At 43.4% G+C, this 16,662-nt stretch carries 18 protein-coding genes and 1 pseudogene; 9 read left to right on the forward strand and 10 right to left on the reverse strand.

Annotated elements, in window-relative coordinates:
• Positions 1-134: 134 nt before the first annotated feature.
• Together FHW89_RS04480 and FHW89_RS04485 are read right to left on the reverse strand one after the other, a co-directional pair.
• On the reverse strand, positions 135-824 hold the full coding sequence (locus FHW89_RS04480; RefSeq protein WP_172333839.1) for a VIT1/CCC1 transporter family protein: 690 nt from the start codon (positions 822-824) through the stop codon (positions 135-137).
• Between the two features lie 26 nt (positions 825-850).
• Positions 851-1,156, reverse strand: a complete 306-nt coding sequence (locus FHW89_RS04485; protein ID WP_216650486.1) for a hypothetical protein — start codon at positions 1,154-1,156, stop codon at positions 851-853.
• A gap of 39 nt (positions 1,157-1,195) precedes the next feature.
• Here FHW89_RS04485 and FHW89_RS04490 point away from each other — a divergent pair, with 39 nt between their 5' ends.
• Complete coding sequence (locus tag FHW89_RS04490; RefSeq protein WP_172333840.1) at positions 1,196-1,777, forward strand: patatin-like phospholipase family protein; 582 nt, start codon at positions 1,196-1,198, stop codon at positions 1,775-1,777.
• A 100-nt stretch (positions 1,778-1,877) separates the two neighbouring features.
• On the opposite strand, the gene FHW89_RS04495 is transcribed toward FHW89_RS04490, so the two are convergent.
• Both FHW89_RS04495 and FHW89_RS04500 read right to left on the reverse strand, forming a co-directional pair.
• Complete coding sequence (locus tag FHW89_RS04495; protein ID WP_172333841.1) at positions 1,878-2,549, reverse strand: BON domain-containing protein; 672 nt, start codon at positions 2,547-2,549, stop codon at positions 1,878-1,880.
• A gap of 245 nt (positions 2,550-2,794) precedes the next feature.
• Positions 2,795-4,096, reverse strand: coding sequence for an NRAMP family divalent metal transporter (locus FHW89_RS04500; RefSeq protein ID WP_172333842.1), 1,302 nt, complete (start codon positions 4,094-4,096; stop codon positions 2,795-2,797).
• A 443-nt stretch (positions 4,097-4,539) separates the two neighbouring features.
• Between FHW89_RS04500 and FHW89_RS04505 the strand changes: the two genes are divergently transcribed.
• From FHW89_RS04505 to FHW89_RS04515, 3 genes are all read left to right on the forward strand, one after another.
• Complete coding sequence (locus FHW89_RS04505; RefSeq protein ID WP_172333843.1) at positions 4,540-4,806, forward strand: hypothetical protein; 267 nt, start codon at positions 4,540-4,542, stop codon at positions 4,804-4,806.
• Between the two features lie 326 nt (positions 4,807-5,132).
• Entirely contained in the window at positions 5,133-5,591 is a 459-nt protein-coding gene (locus FHW89_RS04510) for a 5-fold beta-flower protein (RefSeq protein WP_172333844.1), read from the forward strand.
• Positions 5,592-5,746: 155 nt separating this feature from the next.
• Entirely contained in the window at positions 5,747-7,786 is a 2,040-nt protein-coding gene (locus FHW89_RS04515) for a copper-translocating P-type ATPase (protein ID WP_172333845.1), read from the forward strand.
• Positions 7,787-7,908: 122 nt separating this feature from the next.
• Here FHW89_RS04515 and FHW89_RS04520 read toward each other — a convergent pair whose 3' ends face one another.
• Positions 7,909-8,616, reverse strand: a complete 708-nt coding sequence (locus FHW89_RS04520; RefSeq protein ID WP_172333846.1) for a Crp/Fnr family transcriptional regulator — start codon at positions 8,614-8,616, stop codon at positions 7,909-7,911.
• Between the two features lie 183 nt (positions 8,617-8,799).
• Here FHW89_RS04520 and FHW89_RS04525 point away from each other — a divergent pair, with 183 nt between their 5' ends.
• The 4 genes from FHW89_RS04525 (at position 8,800) to FHW89_RS04540 (ending at position 12,304) form a co-directional block, all read left to right on the forward strand.
• Positions 8,800-9,465 carry a class I SAM-dependent methyltransferase gene (locus tag FHW89_RS04525; RefSeq protein WP_172333847.1) on the forward strand — a complete coding sequence of 222 codons (666 nt, stop codon included), beginning with the start codon at positions 8,800-8,802 and terminating at the stop codon, positions 9,463-9,465.
• Between the two features lie 70 nt (positions 9,466-9,535).
• Complete coding sequence (locus FHW89_RS04530) at positions 9,536-10,129, forward strand: methyltransferase domain-containing protein (RefSeq protein WP_172333848.1); 594 nt, start codon at positions 9,536-9,538, stop codon at positions 10,127-10,129.
• Between the two features lie 64 nt (positions 10,130-10,193).
• Complete coding sequence (locus tag FHW89_RS04535) at positions 10,194-10,619, forward strand: DUF983 domain-containing protein (protein WP_172333849.1); 426 nt, start codon at positions 10,194-10,196, stop codon at positions 10,617-10,619.
• A gap of 8 nt (positions 10,620-10,627) precedes the next feature.
• The gene (locus tag FHW89_RS04540) at positions 10,628-12,304 is read left to right on the forward strand and encodes a SulP family inorganic anion transporter (protein WP_172333850.1); all 1,677 of its coding nucleotides are present in this window, start codon (positions 10,628-10,630) and stop codon (positions 12,302-12,304) included.
• Positions 12,305-12,377: 73 nt separating this feature from the next.
• On the opposite strand, the gene FHW89_RS04545 is transcribed toward FHW89_RS04540, so the two are convergent.
• From FHW89_RS04545 to FHW89_RS28940, 5 genes and pseudogenes are all read right to left on the reverse strand, one after another.
• Entirely contained in the window at positions 12,378-12,545 is a 168-nt protein-coding gene (locus FHW89_RS04545) for a hypothetical protein (protein ID WP_172333851.1), read from the reverse strand.
• 63 nt (positions 12,546-12,608) lie between these two features.
• A complete protein-coding gene (locus FHW89_RS04550) occupies positions 12,609-13,208 on the reverse strand; it encodes a hypothetical protein (protein ID WP_172333852.1) in 600 nt (199 codons plus the stop codon).
• Positions 13,209-13,253: 45 nt separating this feature from the next.
• Positions 13,254-13,787, reverse strand: a complete 534-nt coding sequence (locus FHW89_RS04555; RefSeq protein ID WP_172333853.1) for a hypothetical protein — start codon at positions 13,785-13,787, stop codon at positions 13,254-13,256.
• 475 nt (positions 13,788-14,262) lie between these two features.
• On the reverse strand, positions 14,263-15,270 hold the full coding sequence (locus tag FHW89_RS29100; RefSeq protein ID WP_371742434.1) for a DUF4982 domain-containing protein: 1,008 nt from the start codon (positions 15,268-15,270) through the stop codon (positions 14,263-14,265).
• A pseudogene (locus tag FHW89_RS28940) lies at positions 15,247-15,870 on the reverse strand (glycoside hydrolase family 2 TIM barrel-domain containing protein); the annotation flags it as partial. The gene FHW89_RS29100 and the pseudogene FHW89_RS28940, both read right to left, overlap by 24 nt.
• Before the next feature lie 107 nt (positions 15,871-15,977).
• Here FHW89_RS28940 and FHW89_RS04565 point away from each other — a divergent pair.
• On the forward strand, positions 15,978-16,379 hold the full coding sequence (locus FHW89_RS04565; protein ID WP_172333854.1) for an alpha/beta fold hydrolase: 402 nt from the start codon (positions 15,978-15,980) through the stop codon (positions 16,377-16,379).
• Positions 16,380-16,662: the final 283 nt, after the last annotated feature.

Below are 16,662 nucleotides of genomic sequence, written 5' to 3' on the forward strand. Positions count from 1 at the left end.
AAGTCCATGGCTTTTGTATGTACCTGATACTTGCCTTTATCTTTGTTCATCTTGTCGGTGTTTTTTTAGCCGAGCATAAGAGTAATAAGGGTATTGTTTCTGATATGATCAACGGCGGGGGTGACTATCAATGATTATTTTCCGGTGATCAACTTAGCCATCAGGAACGCGGCCCCTGCGGCAAGTGCACCAATTACCACTACCTTAAATGCACCGCTTAATGCCGGCTGTCCTGTCATTTTACTTTTAAAGTAACCGAAAATAAATAGACAGATCAATGTAAGTCCACAGGAATAGAGCAGTGCCTCTTGCGCCTGACTGATAAGAATATATGGCGACAAGGGTATAATACCCCCGACTATATAGGAAACACCAATAGTAATCGCACTTTTTGTCGCCCGATTAGCGTTGGGTTCTTCCAGACCCAATTCATAACGCATCATAAACTCCACCCATTGTTTTTTGTCTTTGGCCATTTCATCGGCAATTTGGTGCCGCAAAGTTTCTGAAAGACCAAAGCCTGCAAATACCTCCCTCACTTCCGCCTTTTCCTGTTCGGGCAGGCGCTCTACTTCTTCGTATTCCCGCTTCAATTCAGACTGATAATGATCCACCTCTGTCCGTCCGGCAAGATAACCACCCAAGCCCATGGCTATAGAACCCGCAACGATCTCCGCGATGCCTGCTGTGACCACAATGCCCGAAGAACTTATAGCGCCACTTAAACCTGCCGCTAAAGCAAACGGAACTGTTAACCCATCAGACATACCGATCACGATATCCCTTATGGTTTCTGAACTGGTTACGTGGTGTTCGTGATGCATTTGTTATTGTTTTATTAACGAATATACTATTTGAACTTCATGGCCAGGGTTACAATATTTGAATTCAGGCCGGTAGAACGCATATAATGCCCAGCCCTGATCTCCAATGAATTGAAATGTTGCCAGCCAAATACCCCGGTTGGAGGGGATAACCTGATATTGGCCCCAACAAAATTGCTGTGTAAGGTAGAAAGATCATAATCACTGGTGTAATAGGTATCCATAGGCTTATGTTGTCCATAAGGAGCAAAATAGCGTGTGCCCTGCTGGTTATTATACCGGTAATAAGGGCTCACCGATACGAATGAAGTTAGCTTAACTGGTATTTCCACTTATATGCGGCAGGGCATTCTCCAGAGTATATTTCAGCATTGGTTAAAGCGCATACCTCCGCCAGCCTGGTCAGGATGATCTTATCTCCCTCCGGGCTTTTCTCCCCTGTCGGTCTGGGTAAATTATTAAAGGAAACTATTCCGCACGATAGCTTTGGTCATTTACGAATCCCTTTATATGTAACGCCGACAGATATCGGGAGCGGTGAATCGGTTACCTTTTCTGAAGGACAATTGCATCCGGTTCTTATCGGCTCGTCATCTATACCGGGTTTGTTCACGCCGGTTAAATTTGGCCGGCATTACCTGGTTGATGGTGGGGTCCGGGACAATCTGCCTGTGGATTGTATCAGAAACAAATGCCGTAAGCTACTTGGCAGTCATGTAAATAAACTTTACCATGACCATCCGGAACAATTGGGAAGATTCCAGGTGCTGGAAAAAAGCTTTCACCTGGCCGTGGCCAATACAGTGGCAGCTCATGCCCTCCAATGTGACATTTTTCTGGAACCTGAACTACAGGGCCATCAAATGTTCGAAATGAAGCATGCTGATCAGCTTTTTAAAGCCGGCTATGATGCCGTTTTGAAACAAAAGGAATTATTGAAAGCCTGGGTTTAACATATTAAAGAGTGTACATAGACAGGATTCAAATCTATTAAACGAAAACGGGGACTATCTTTTGGAGACAGTCCCTGAAAAAACCGACACTTCCAATCACTTACATTAAGATGCCTTCAGGCTCCTCCACTGTTAGCTTGCTTTCCACACTGTAAACCCCCGGAGCGGCCCATACGGCATTTTCAGCTTCATCTTTTTCAGTCAGTGTACTTACCCGGCCGGTGAGTATTACCTTGCTGCCATCGACTGTTACGTTAATCCTTCCGGCATCGATATTCGCATTGCGGCGAAAAGCGGCGCCGATCTTTTGTTCCAATTCAAACGCGGAAACTTTTGGCTTAATTTCAATCAGGTTAACAATGGAACGTACCCCGGTCAGGTTCTGAATGGCCGTTTTGGCATTGTTGCGCTGAAAGGCCCATTCTACCTCTCCCTGCAGGGTAACAATACCATTTTCAACTTTGATCTTTACCTTCTCTTCCTGTACCGCTGTATTCCATTTCAGGGCGTTTAATACCGCTTCCGCGATTTCCGCATCTGTTTTACGATAGACAGGCGATACACCCACCTGGATATCTTCGGCGACAGCTTTTACACCACTGATTTTTTTTGCCGCATTTTCCGCGGCGATTTTTTTACTGTAGGTATCCACTTGCCCTGACAGTGTCACAACACCATTTTTTACGGCCACGCCGATTTCAGCGGCATGTAAAAAAGGGAGCCAGGTAATTTCATCCATTACATCTTGTTGAATTTGAAGATCTGTTTTCATCACAATAAAAATTTAAAAGTTTATTAATATTTATTGCCCAAAAGAACAGCTTATGGCATTCCGCTGCCATGACCGCCATCATTCTTTTTGCTGATCCTGGTCAAACCCTTGAAAAAGTGAATCCAGACAGCGAAAACAATAAATCAGCATCTGCTGGATCCCGCGTTACATCAAAGAGGAAAGGCCGGGTACTCCTCTGAAAAAGAAACGTCCGAGAAAGCAATTTTGATACACAGATTACAGGGCTATTTAAATATCGTATAAAACATCGCGATAGCTGCCGCCCCCATGGCCAAAAAAGTAAGCCAAAGCAGTGTGTTGGATAACCGGCCGTTTTTATAGTCACCCATGATACTTTTATTGCCGGATATCCTGACTATTAGAAATAACAAGGGGACAGCGGCAACCCCATTTAATACCGCGGCATAAACCAATGCCTTCACCGGGTCGATCCCAATAAAATTGATCAGCAGGCCGATGAGCGTAGCTACACAAATGACCAGATAAAAAGCTTTGGCACGATTCCATTTAAGATTCAAACCTGAATCCCAGGCAAAAGCCTCACAAACAGCATAAGCCGCTGAGCCCGACAAAACAGGCACCGCCAGCAAGCCCAAACCAATGATGCCGACAGAGAAAATCAGTTTAGCCAGGAATCCGGCATGGGGAAAGCTATGCACCAGTGGCTCAAGCGCCTTCGCGGCATCAGCGGCTGTTTTTACATCAGTGATACCACTTTGATGCAGGACGGTTGCACCAACAACAATAATGCTCCAGGTGGCGAATTCAGAAAACAACATCCCTGAACTGTTATCAATGCGCATATTCCTGATGGCAGCCTTGCTGATCACCGGCTTTCCATCGATCAGCTTGTTGTGCTCCTTTTCCTCCTCCACTTCCTGCGACGCTTCCCAAAAGAACATATAAGGTGATATGGTCGTCCCCAAAACACCCGTAATGATGAAGAGAAAACTAAATGTAAATTCAAAATGAGGAATAAATGTTGCCTTCATCACCGTAGCCCAGGGCTGGTGTATAATGAACAGGGTTATAGGATAGGCCAATAAGGCCAGTGCGAGCCATTTTAATATCCTGGAATACGTATGGTAATTGGTAAATATCTCTAATAAAAGGATAATAATCGTAAAAAATAAGGTCAGTATCACAAAAGGGATCGGCACTAGCAGCTGTGCTGCCGATGCCATAGCACCGATATCGGCGCCGATATTGATCACGTTGGCAACAAGCACCAAAGTCACAACTCCGTACAATACCGTTTTATTATAATGTAGCTTAACTACTGAGGCAATGCCCCTGCCTGTTACCATCCCTATACGTGCACAGGCTTCCTGAACTGCGATCATAAACGGCAGCATATACAAGGCGGTCCATAATTGTCCATAACCAAATTGTGCGCCCGTTTGCGAATAGGTAGCAATACCTGACGGATCATCATCAGCTGCACCTGTTGTTAAACCAGGTCCTAAAACCCTCAGAAAACGGATTAATTTGTTTTTAGGTCGTTTAGTAATCGGCTTTAGGTTCATTCAGCTTTATTGTTTTCAATAAAGGTACACTAAAAGTGTTTCTCAAAGGTGATAATAGTCATGAATTGAAAGGTCGTCAATCAATATTAATGAAAAGTATCTAACCTGGTATTTGGTGTATACACAAGGCCCGGATCAAGAATTGTAATAGGTGAAACATAAAGTTCTGTTAACATTCCAACCGTTATCGTGCCAAAAAACACTTTCCTACCCACCAAAAGGGAGAGTCGTTCAGAAATCTTTTTTATGGGCGTATCTATTTCTTCATATAGGTCAAGTTGAGCCGCAGAAAAAAGTAACAGATTTGTATCAACAACATAAACAAACTATTCAAAATTCATCACCTTTAAATTAAAAAACAATGAGCACAATCACAGTAAAAGACGGAACCGAAATTTATTATTATAAGGACTGGGGAACAGGACAACCACTGTTTTTTCACCATGGCTGGCCATTATCCGGCGATGACAGGGACGCGTGCCTATTTTTCCTATGGCCTTGATAGCGCAAAACACGTGCTCGGGTTTAAAAAGTATGCCAACACACCCGAATATTTTCTTGAATTTAAATATGCCATTCCTGATAGCAACACCATTATACTTGACGAACTAAAAGGTAAGGATAGTTTACATGTTGAGCTAAAACGCACAGACCGGCATTTCCAACTTGCTGAAAGGCAATTTCACTGGCTGAATGAGGATACCAATTAAAGAATAACATTTTATTTGTCCACATAATTTGCTAAATAATAATCTGTTATAAAAATTATGATTTACCCCCCTTCAGCGAGTGGGGCTTTTTTGTCCCTTAATATTTTTATTAATTAGTTGGTACGGTGATAGTATCTGGAGTGATGACACCGGCCTGGGGCTGAATGAACAGAGGACAGTGACTCGGAGGACTGACTTTGACGTAGTAGTATAACGGCCCTAATGCCGTAATTTAGAAGGTGATTCTAATCATGTATTAAGTTGTTGACTGTCATTTTTGTAGCGATTAAAATAAAGGAGTTTTACAGCATGCAAAAATCAAAATCATGAAAAAAATTAACTCCCTTTTATTTATATTAACTATGATCACGGCGGTTACAGTTAATGCCCAAACTCCTAAAGACACAACATTTAAAGTCTACATTAATGCCAAAGGTGGTATACACAATCATGGCGGCACACCGCTGGGGTATATTGATAAAGACAATATCGTCCGTGACAACAAAGGTCAAAAACTTTATTTTATTGACGGGGCCGGTAATGTGATCGACGCGAATGGTAAAAAATTGGGTATGGCCAAGAAAAATGGGGCCTATTACAATATCAATGGAGAGAACATTCTTAACACGAAAGATCTGGATAAAGAAAAATGCGCCATTTTAGACCCAAAAGGGCATAATTTTGGTACGGCGCACCTGAATTATAAGTTGCATGCCTGCGCTGCACATTGTTATTTCCTGGAACAGCAAAAGAAAAAGGACGAAGCAAAAAAGGCAAAGGCCTAACAATTAGTTCCATCAAGGCACTCGGCTGGGTTTTCTAACAGATCCCCGGCCTTTTTATTAATATCCGGCTATATTAATCTAAATAACGAGCTGGTTGTTAAACAGATGCGTACTTTTATAGTAAACCAATCTTAACGGGAAATTACCAATCCAAAATGAAACACACTCACCAGGCAGATGAAATGAAAATGGAGCATATGGACCATAGCAAAATGCAGCACGGTCATGATCCGCATCATGGCATGTCTGAATATGACCACCATGCCATGATGATCGCTGATTTTAAAAAGCGGTTTTATGTAGTGTTATTGCTTACTGTCCCGATCATGCTGTTGTCTATGCAGATTCAGCAATGGCTGCATGTAGATTTCAGCTTCACAGGATCTCCTTACGTGCTTTTTGCATTAGCTTCCCTTGTGTTTGTGTACGGCGGCTGGCCGTTTTTGATGGGATTGGCAGATGAAGTAAAATCGAAGAACCCCGGCATGATGTTTCTGATCGGCTTTGCCATCACCGTGGCTTACAGTTATAGTGTAGCCATTGTTTTTGGTTTAAAGGGGATGGATTTCTTTTGGGAACTGGCCACGCTGATCCTCATCATGCTCTTAGGCCATTGGATAGAAATGAAGTCGGTAATGGGTGCATCAAATGAACTGGAATTGCTTGTACAGTTGATGCCATCAGATGCGCACATGGTTATGAAGGATATGGTACATGACGTAAAGACCAATACACTAAAACAGAATGATGTTATCCTGGTGAAACCCGGTGAAAAGGTTGCGGCAGACGGGATCATACTGGAGGGTGAAAGCTACCTGAATGAATCCATGCTGACCGGGGAGTCTAAACCCGTACAAAAGATCAAAGGTGATAAAGTGATCGCAGGATCTATCAATGGTAATGGGTCTTTCAAAGTTACGGTATCCCATGCAACCAAAGATTCCTATCTCTCGCAGGTGGTTAAGCTGGTTGATGATGCGCAAAAATCGAAATCACAAACCCAGTTGCTGGCAGATACTGCTGCCCGATGGCTTACTGTGATCGCCTTGGTTACAGGTATCGCTACCTTTCTGTATTGGTATTTAACAGGGCAAACCTTAGCTTTTGCGATGGAAAGGATGGTGACCGTTATTGTAATCTGCTGCCCTCATGCCCTAGGGCTGGCCGTACCATTGGTAGTTGCCAAATCAACCGCCTTATCTGCAAAACATGGTTTACTCATCAAGAACAGGACCGCGTTTGAGAACGCAAGAAGAATTACCACGATTGTATTTGATAAGACCGGCACACTCACCATTGGGAAGTTTGAAGTATCAAAAGTAATCGCCTTAGATAAGGACTTCGATGAAAATGAACTCATTCGCCTCGCTTCTGCATTGGAACAAAAATCAGAGCACCCGATTGCCACCGGTATCCTGCAAAAAGTTAAGGATTTGAAGATTACCATTCCAAAGGCGGAAAACTTTAAGGCGATTACCGGCCAGGGTGTTGAAGCTACTGTAGAAGGTAAACAAATAGGGGTTGTCAGCCCCGGTTATTTAAAGGAAAACAAGTTAACTGTTCCTGATGGCTTTACGGCTAATGATACGGAAACAGTGGTTTTTGTGCTGATTGATAAAGAATTGGCAGGGTACATCGCACTATCAGATGAGGTCAGGCCAGAGTCGGCAGAAGCTATTAGAATCCTCAAAGATGAAAATATCAAATCCATATTGCTTACCGGGGATAACAGTAAAGTAGCGGCAAGTGTCAGCAAAACGTTAGGCATGGACAGCTTTATTGCCGAGGTATTGCCGCATCAGAAACTGGAAAAAATCAAAGAACTGCAAAGCAAAGGCGAGTTTGTAGCCATGACAGGCGATGGCGTTAATGATGCTCCTGCATTGGCCCAGGCAGATATTGGCATAGCTGTAGGTTCGGGGAGTGATATAGCGGCAGCGACCGCAGGAATAGTTTTGGTAAACAGCAATCCAAAGGATATTGTCAGCCTGATCTTATTCGGTAAAGCAACTTACAGAAAGATGGTTCAAAACCTGGCATGGGCAACAGGTTACAATGTTATCGTGTTGCCATTGGCCGCCGGCGTGCTGTTTAACCAGGGCATCATATTAAGTCCGGCTGCAGGTGCGGTCTTAATGACGGTCAGCACGGTTGTCGTGGCTATTAATGCCAGTATGCTAAAAGTAAAAGCTTAATCACCAATCATTGATAGTCCATATTGATTACCAGCCTGTTTGTTGATAATCATATTGCCCCATGGCTGAGGCCATCATTTAGCAATTATCGCTTTCATGAAAGCGAATTAAGAAATCGGCCTTCACCCGTAGTTTGATTTTTTAACTAGGCGCTTAATATCTTTGATCCATATTTTTCGGCCATCCGTTTCCAAAATGTCTTCTTCCTTAAATTCCTTTAACAGGCGAATCACATTTTCCTGGGCGATCCCGGCCAAGCTGGCCAGATCCATCCTGGAGATATTCAAAATAATCTCTTGTTCACCGGATCCTTTATCCTTAAACTTTTCCCTCAACACGATCAGTGCGATGGCAAGCCGTTCCGTCGCGGTTCTTTGCGAAATCACGGAAATACCATTGGCCAGCACACTAAACTCATGGCTCAATGTTTTCAATAAGCGCCGGGCAAAAAGCGGCGATTTATCCAGAATAGTTAAAAAATCTTCTTTAGGAATAAAACTAACCAGGCTATCTTCCAATGTGGCGGCAGAATCAGGACAACGTTCTTCCGCTAAGACCGCATGGTACCCGATCAGCTCGCCTTTGTTGGCTACGTAGATGATCTGCTCCCTGCCACTCCTGTCAACTTTATATTTTTTTATTTTCCCCTGGTGGATAAAATAAATACCGGAAGGCACAACACCTTCCTTGAAAATAATTTCCCCTTTTTGATATTTCTGCGCTCCCTGCCGGGAGATCAAAAAGTTGTAATCTTCTTCTGAGAGGGTATTCAAAACAGACTGTGTTGTGAATTCCCATTTGTCAATCGGAAAAATTCCAGATAGGCTCATGTTACAAAGATACGAATTTATTAAAGCCTATTTGATAAGCTACCGCACGCTGTATACGTCAAACGCATAACTCACCGGGAAAATATAACGCTCCTATTTATCGGCAAAAACTGATAAATATCAGCCAGCACGCTGATGTCATACCATGCCATTGCCGCTGCTATATGTCTAAATTTGTATACGATGAAAGATGATCAGTTTTCGCCTCTGCCACTCGATCCCCAGGATCAGACCAAACCAGAAATAACCCGATCTCCAGAAAAAAAACTGATCAATGAACTCTTATTCAGCGATGACACGGAATTTGATTGGCTATACCCAAAACAATTTCAATTGCTATCCCTCAAACATTTCACGTTGTTGCCTATTGCCCAAAAGGCCGCTGAGTTCCTGTCTTTACCCAACACCAGGGTGCTTGATATTGGTAGTGGCGCCGGTAAGTTCTGCTTAACTGCGGGTTATCATTTCCCAAAAACTTTTTTTTATGGAGTGGAGCAAAGATATGAATTACATCATTTGGCAGAGAACATCAAAAGATATACGGATCTGCCCAATGTGAATTTCATTTACGGGAATGTCACCCAGATTAATTTTAAAGAGTTTGATCACTTCTATTTTTATAATTCATTCTTCGAGAATATTGATCAAATCAATAAAATTGATGATACGATCGAATTATCAGAGAGCCTATATAACTACTATACCCAATACCTTTATATGGCGCTGAGCGCAAAACCATCCGGAACACGCCTGGTCACTTTTCATAGTTTAGAACAGGAGATCCCTCCGGATTACAGGCTGGCAGATGTTTCCTATGATACTTTGCTAAAAATGTGGATCAAAGAATAGTCCAAATGAATGTATTCAGATTTTAACTGCACCCTTCAGGAGTTTTGAAACCGATAGAAAAGACAGCAATATGCTTCATGATACGTTAAGTTCATCCCTTTTTCGTAAAGACCATGTTTTTGACGATCTGTATCCCGAACATATCCAGGCATTATCACCTATGCACTGGACCTCCGTTAACATCGCAAAAAAAGCGGGCGAATTCCTGGCCATTCCAAATGCCAAAGTATTGGACATCGGGAGCGGTGTCGGAAAGTTCTGTCTGGTAGCTGGTTTTTTCCATCCGGAAACGACGTTTTACGGTATTGAACAACGGAGCGAACTATTTACTTTCGCAGAAATAGCCAGGGAGGAAATTGATTTGCCCAATGTAAATTTCATTCACGGCAACCTGACTGAACTGGACTTTGACGATTACGATCACTTTTATTTTTATAACCCTTTTTACGAAAATATCGAACCCGACAGCCGGATCGATTATGCGGTAAAAACTTCATTTGAACTTTATGATCGCTATAGCCGGTTTGTTTACGAAATGCTGGATAAAAAGCCCGCGGAAACAAGGCTGGTAACATTCCATGGCACTGATAGCCAGGTTCCGCCAAGTTATCAGTTGGTCAGTAATTCCTATAGTCGGTTCCTGAAAATGTGGATCAAGGAATGAGTTCCAGGATCGGTATAGTAATTCATTGGTTTATAAAAGAAGCACCGCATTGATAAAATAAATCATGGAAAGAACGTCAAAATCATGGGCTATGCTGCACGCCAAATGCCCGCGCTGTCGTCGGGGAAATATGTTTGAGGGGGCAACGTACAGCCTGGGTTCCAACAGGATCAACCTGAATTGCCCGCATTGCCAGATGGTTTTTGAAATTGAACCGGGTTATTTCTACGCGGCGATGTATGTGAGCTATGCTATGAATGTTGCAGAGGGAGGATTTTTATGGGTAGCTACCTTTCTGATCACCGGAAATAACGACTCACCCTGGCTATATCTTGCCACCATCCTGGGCGGTTTGTTCATTCTTTCACCGCTGAATTTCCGTTACTCCCGTGTGATATTGCTTTACTGGCTGTCACCAAAGGTGCATTATCATCCCGAACTGGACACGGATACGCCGGTTGACGGAAATAAATATAAATGGTTTAAATAATGAACAGCATGACGAATTTGTTCAGACCAAAGCTGATCGACACCCTTAAGAATTACACCCTGGCGCAATTTTATAAAGATGTTGTTGCCGGTGTAATTGTAGGTATCGTGGCCTTACCTTTAGCTATAGCTTTTGCCATAGCTTCTGGTGTATCACCTGAAAAAGGAATTTTTACCGCTATTATTGCCGGGCTGGTCATCTCGGCATTAGGAGGCAGCCGGGTACAGATCGGTGGCCCGACTGGCGCCTTTATCGTCATTGTTTATGGAATCGTCCAGCAGTTCGGTGTCAGCGGTTTAGTTATCGCCACCTTTATAGCCGGGATACTACTGATCATCATGGGTGTGGCCAAATTAGGCAATACTATCAAATACATTCCCTATCCCCTGATCATTGGTTTTACCACCGGGATCGCTGTCATCATTTTTTCCTCCGAGATCAAAGATTTTTTGGGGCTGAAAATGGGAAGTGTTCCAGCTGATTTTATCAGCAAGTGGCAGGATTATGGACAGCACCTGTCTTCTGTAAATCTATATGCCCTGTTTATCGGGGTTTTTACCTTGTTGGTCGTTTTGCTGTGGCCCAAAGTAACCCATAAGATCCCGGGCTCACTGATCGCTATTGTGATCAGCACATGGGTAGTTTGGTTCTTTCATCTTCCTGTAGAAACCATTGGCAGTCGTTTCGGGGCTATCCCTTCTGCTTTACCACACCCGGTAATTCCCGGCGTCAGTATGGCGACCATTCAGCAATTGATCCGGCCTGCTTTTACCATCGCATTGCTGGGCAGTATTGAGTCTTTATTATCAGCGGTTGTCGCGGATGGCATGACCGGCGGGACCCACCGGTCTAATACAGAACTGATCGCTCAGGGACTGGCGAATATCTGTTCTTCTATTTTTGGAGGCATCCCCGCAACCGGTGCGATTGCAAGAACAGCCACTAACGTTAAAAACGGTGGGCGAACACCCATTGCTGGGATTATCCACGCTGTCACCCTGCTCCTGATCATGCTTTTTGTAGGCAAATGGGCTGCGCTGATCCCGATGGCGACACTCGCAGGGATATTGATCGTGGTCGCCTGGAATATGAGCGAGCTGGGAAATTTTATAGCTGTATTTAAAGGCTCTAAAAGTGATGCCGCCGTTTTACTGACCACCTTCGGGCTAACTGTACTAGTGGACCTGACCGTAGCTATTGAAATCGGAATGATCCTGGCTGCCTTCCTGTTTATGCGCAAAATGATGCAAACAAGTTCTGTACAGCAAGCTGTCTTTTCAGCAGATCAGCTAACTGACCTGGAACTTAACCCGGAAGTCATTCCAGCCGGGGTTGATGTATTTGAGATCAACGGTCCTCTGTTTTTTGGCGCGGCCTATAAATTTAAAGACGCGATGAAAGTACTGGAGAAGCCCGCTAGGGTATTGATCATCCGGATGCGGAACGTACCTGTTATTGATGCAACCGGTATCAGGGTATTGCGGGATGTTCACCAGGAAATAAAAAAGAAAGGAACAAAACTCATCCTTTCCGAGGTGAATAGTGAACAGGTAATGGCTGAGTTAAAAAGAGCGCGTTTGTTATTTCAAATAGGGAAAGGCAATACCGGTGATACGTTTGAGAAAGCTTTAAAACGGGCGAACGACATTTTATCAAAAGCGGTCATCTACCAAATGCATAAATAGCACACTGCTAATAGACAGTCGGGTGTTGGCCTGCAGTTCCGCTATGGCATGGTGTATGTCCCGGTGCCCGGTGCTAATCGTAATTTTCACCAGTAAAAACATTTTGTCTGTCATCATTTTCGTAAGTATTTAAGAACTCGTTGAATTCAAATCTGAATTTGGCCGGGTCTTCCGCAGCCAGTTTTGCAGCGTAGCCGTCCCAAAATATTTGGTCGGTCAGTTCGATAAATTGCTCGTACATCTTAATTCCTGTTTTTGGTAAACCGTAAAAAATACTCCCGGCAACAGCCGGGAGCATCCGCCTTTAAGCATTTGGAAGCACGATATTGGCTTCGATCTCCGCCAGTTTCTCATGGCAGGCATCAAAAATGAATTGCGCCACCATGCGGATAAGGCCGGGTGTATTGGTGGTAAAATCCCTGCCCTTGTCATCTTTAATGATCAGTTTGCAGCCCTGATAAGGGTTGCTTTCCAGTTCGTCATTTTCTTCCACCAGTTTCACCTCAAAATCTTCGAGTAATTTGATGCGGGCAATCAGGGCCAATCGCTGAATACTCCTGCGGTGCAGGTCGTTGACGGTTTTAATAGTTTGTTCCAAGTTCATCACCGGTTTGATGTATTTCACTTCTGCTTTTGGCTCCGGGCCGTTCAGTTCCTGTTTCTCGGTTGTGGCTGAATTGTTAAGGGGTTGGTTATCGCCGGCAGCGGGCTGAACGGTCTTAACTTCGGCACCATCGGCTTTCGCAGCTTCCTGCGCAGTGCCAGGGTTTTGATTTTTAAGGGGTTCATCATTTTTGGCTTTGCCCGGAATATTCGGGCGGTTTTCAGTTTTTGCGGGATTTGTTCCTTTGGCACCGGCAGCAGCAACTTGTACTTCCTTTGCATTTTTTTCTGCGTTTTGCATGATTAAAAAATTAAGTGTTAAAAAATCTGTTTATTCTTTTCTCTTTCAACCCTTTCCCTTAAAAGCTTTTTTTAAAAGAAAAAGGAAAAAAAGAAAGCGATACAAGGTGCCTGGCAGAGGCAAAAAGGAAAAGGAATAAGTCCCGCAGGGTGGCGCGCCAAAAAAAATAACAGGCGCCATTATGCCGGAAGCTTTTTGCTGTTGTTGCAGCAATCGCCGCACTAAAGGCACAACTTGGCTGCCTTTTTTTCCTTCTTTTGAAAAAAATGAAGGTCTTCCTGTAATGTTGTCTTTACAAAAAAGCAAGTGCCTGTCTGCCGGATCATGGATATCAGGCAGCGGGGCGGGGATACGGCAGGCAGGCTTTTGCCTGAAGCGGAAAAAATGGCTGAGGGAATGAACGGAATGTAATGGAGCAAATGAGCGAAGCGATCTACTGTGAATATTCCGGAGGCCTTGATCATCCAGGTTCTGGAATCGGGGACCAATAGTTCTGCAACACTTTGACCATATTAAATCATTGATCAATAATCGCAACTTTTCAAAGCGATAAACACAAAGCGCAGCTCTAAATGGCACAGAACCACCTGATCAAGGCCTTCGGAACGTCCAGGTAGGACGCCCCTATAGTATAAAAAATGCCGCTCTACGAGTGGCTGTTATCTTATGTAAAAGTTTAACAATGCCGACTAGCAAAATATCGGGGACGGCTGTTTGCCCGACAATGAAAATGAACATCCATTTGGTGAGATCTGCTTTTACCTCAGCAAGATCAGAAAATTCCGGCATGCTTGACCATGCTGTTCCCTTCCCGTTAGACCAGCGAGGTATGTTGGGAATATCAAATTCCAAATATATAACTCAGGAAGATAACGTGGTCACAGTGTAAGAGAAAGTCCCGAACACTTCGCCGGAACGCATTGATCAAAGGCTCGGGAATATCCATTTAGGTACCCAACACTTATGAGTAAAGGAAATTTTTCCTGCACCATTATTGATTGGCAGAACAAAACATAAATAACACTTAATATTTTCATCTTCATAATGAATTATATTACCATTTTAATGCTTTGATATTGAAGATAGCCTCCGATAAACCAGATGAATTAACCGTCAACTTAATATCACCGGCATGGTGCGTACTTCTGATTACAACCTGCGCACGTCCGTGCCATGCTTTTCTTGTATCTCCAACATACGTATCTGTGTCTTTCATATCCCCATTGGCTACCCCTGCAATTGTGCCGGGCCCCTCAATTTTGAAAAGCAGACGATTGGCCGCATTGGGCTGCAGAATATCATCCTTGTCGGTTAGCTCCACTGTAACAAAACACAAGTCCTGTCCGTTAGCCATTATCTCTTTTCTATCAGCAGTTAGTTTGACCTTTGAAGCATCGCCGGAAGTTTGCAACACGGTTGATTCCATTTCTTTACCCTTATCTACGCCAATTGCCTTCAAATGGCCGGGTGAATAAGGCACCGTAAACTCAGCTTTATGTTCCTGTTCTTCAGTCGTCGGCTTTTCACCAATGAGTTTGTCGTTTAAGTAAAGACGTACACTGGGATACTTTGAATAAACTTCCACATTAATTGGTTTTCCCACATATTCAGGCCAGGTCCAGCTTTCCCAGGTGGGCCACACTGCCCACCATGTAGTCTTAATCTCAAGCGGATCCGGATCAGGTTCGCGAACTGCCATGTAAAGCTTCTCAGTGTTATTGTATAAAAGGTTACGATAATGCGAAATAGGTTTTCTCCACCCTATCAAATCAATGTCGCCACAATAGGCACCATGCCAGGGAAAAAAATCATGTTCCCAGTGTTCACCGGGCACATCGCCCGAATAATACCAACGGCCTATTCCTGATTCCCCAAGATAATCCATAGCCGTCCAAACAGAATCTCCAATAACATAATTGTTATTGGTTACCAGCTTCCAATTTGCAAAAGCATCCTTGGGATACGATTCTGTTTGAACGATTATCCTTGAAGGAACCCGCTGATGATCGGCGGCAGCATTCCATAAATGGTAATTATAACCGGCTACATCATGAACTGCCATAAGCGAATCCATAATTGCCCAATCTTTGCCTTTTTCCACAACCGCCGATGTTACCGGCCGCACTGTATCTATTTTTTTTATGGCACCTACAAGCATTTTGGCTGTTTCTACAGCCCCCGGAGTGCCTCTCTCTACTATTTCATTACCAATACTCCACATCATAATTGAGGGATGGTTGCGATCCCTCAAAACCATCGCATTTAAATCGCATTTCCACCATTGGTCAAAATATTGGGCATAATCCTGTTTGTTTTTACCAACCTTCCAACAATCAAACGATTCGTCAACCACCAACAAGCCTAATCTGTCGCAAGCATTTAAAAAAGCTTCAGAAGGTGGGGCATGAGAAGTTCTTACCGCGTTGAATCCCGCTGCTTTAAGTAACTCAACCTTGCGCTCCTCTGCCCGATCAAAAGCGGCACCACCCAGGCAGCCGTTGTCATGGTGTACACATCCGCCGTTCAGTTTTGTTGTTTTACCATTAAGCTGAAACCCATTTTCAGGCGTAAATTTTATGGAACGTATACCAAAACTCGTTTCAGTTTTGTCAACTACATTTTTGTTTCGTAGAATCTGTATCTGCGCGTTATATAGATGGGGTGTTTCCGGCGTCCGGGGGTGTCGCCCTTCAAGTGGCTATCACCCATCCTGAACTTGTAAGGCATTTAATTTTGGCCTGCACTTCCTACAGCCCTGAAGGCAACAATATGGTAAATCCAGATAATTTGAAACTAAAAAAAGCAACAGACGTAAATCAATCTGTATGGAGAAAAAATTATAATAAGATAGCCCCGGATTCTACAAAATGGCCTAAACTGCTCGAAAAAGTCTATGGTATTATGGGATCATGGAAGGGTTTCCAGCCAAGCGATATTAAGAATTTAAAATCACCCACACTGCTGATATTTGGTGATGGAGATTTAGGTACTCCAGAGCACCAGATAGCAATGTTCAGGCTTTTAGGTGGAGGTAATTGGGGCAACCTTTATGAGCTCCCTAATGAGCAGCTCGCAATTCTTCCTGGCACGTCACATGTAACTATGGTTGACCAGACAGACCTGTTGATTCCCATTGTTACCAAATTTCTGAAAACCCCAGATTCAAAATAGCATAATATGCTTTATATCAAGATTATATTAATTAAAACTGACATTCCGCTAAACACCGTACAGTTTCACTAAACCAAGCTATAGCTGTTGATTCGGAAAATTGTTTAGATGACGATTTAATTTATCCGGATAATTTAACCTTTCATAATAAGATGCAAGATAATGTCGAAGATCTAGACCCCAGGCTTATGTATCTATTTATGGCCTACTATAATAATAACGCTAATGAACAGGAAATAGATGAGCTATTTCAAATTCTTGCGTCCAGTATAATTAATGATTT

The organism is Mucilaginibacter sp. SG564, assembly GCF_013149275.1.
In the GTDB taxonomy this organism is placed as follows: domain Bacteria; phylum Bacteroidota; class Bacteroidia; order Sphingobacteriales; family Sphingobacteriaceae; genus Mucilaginibacter.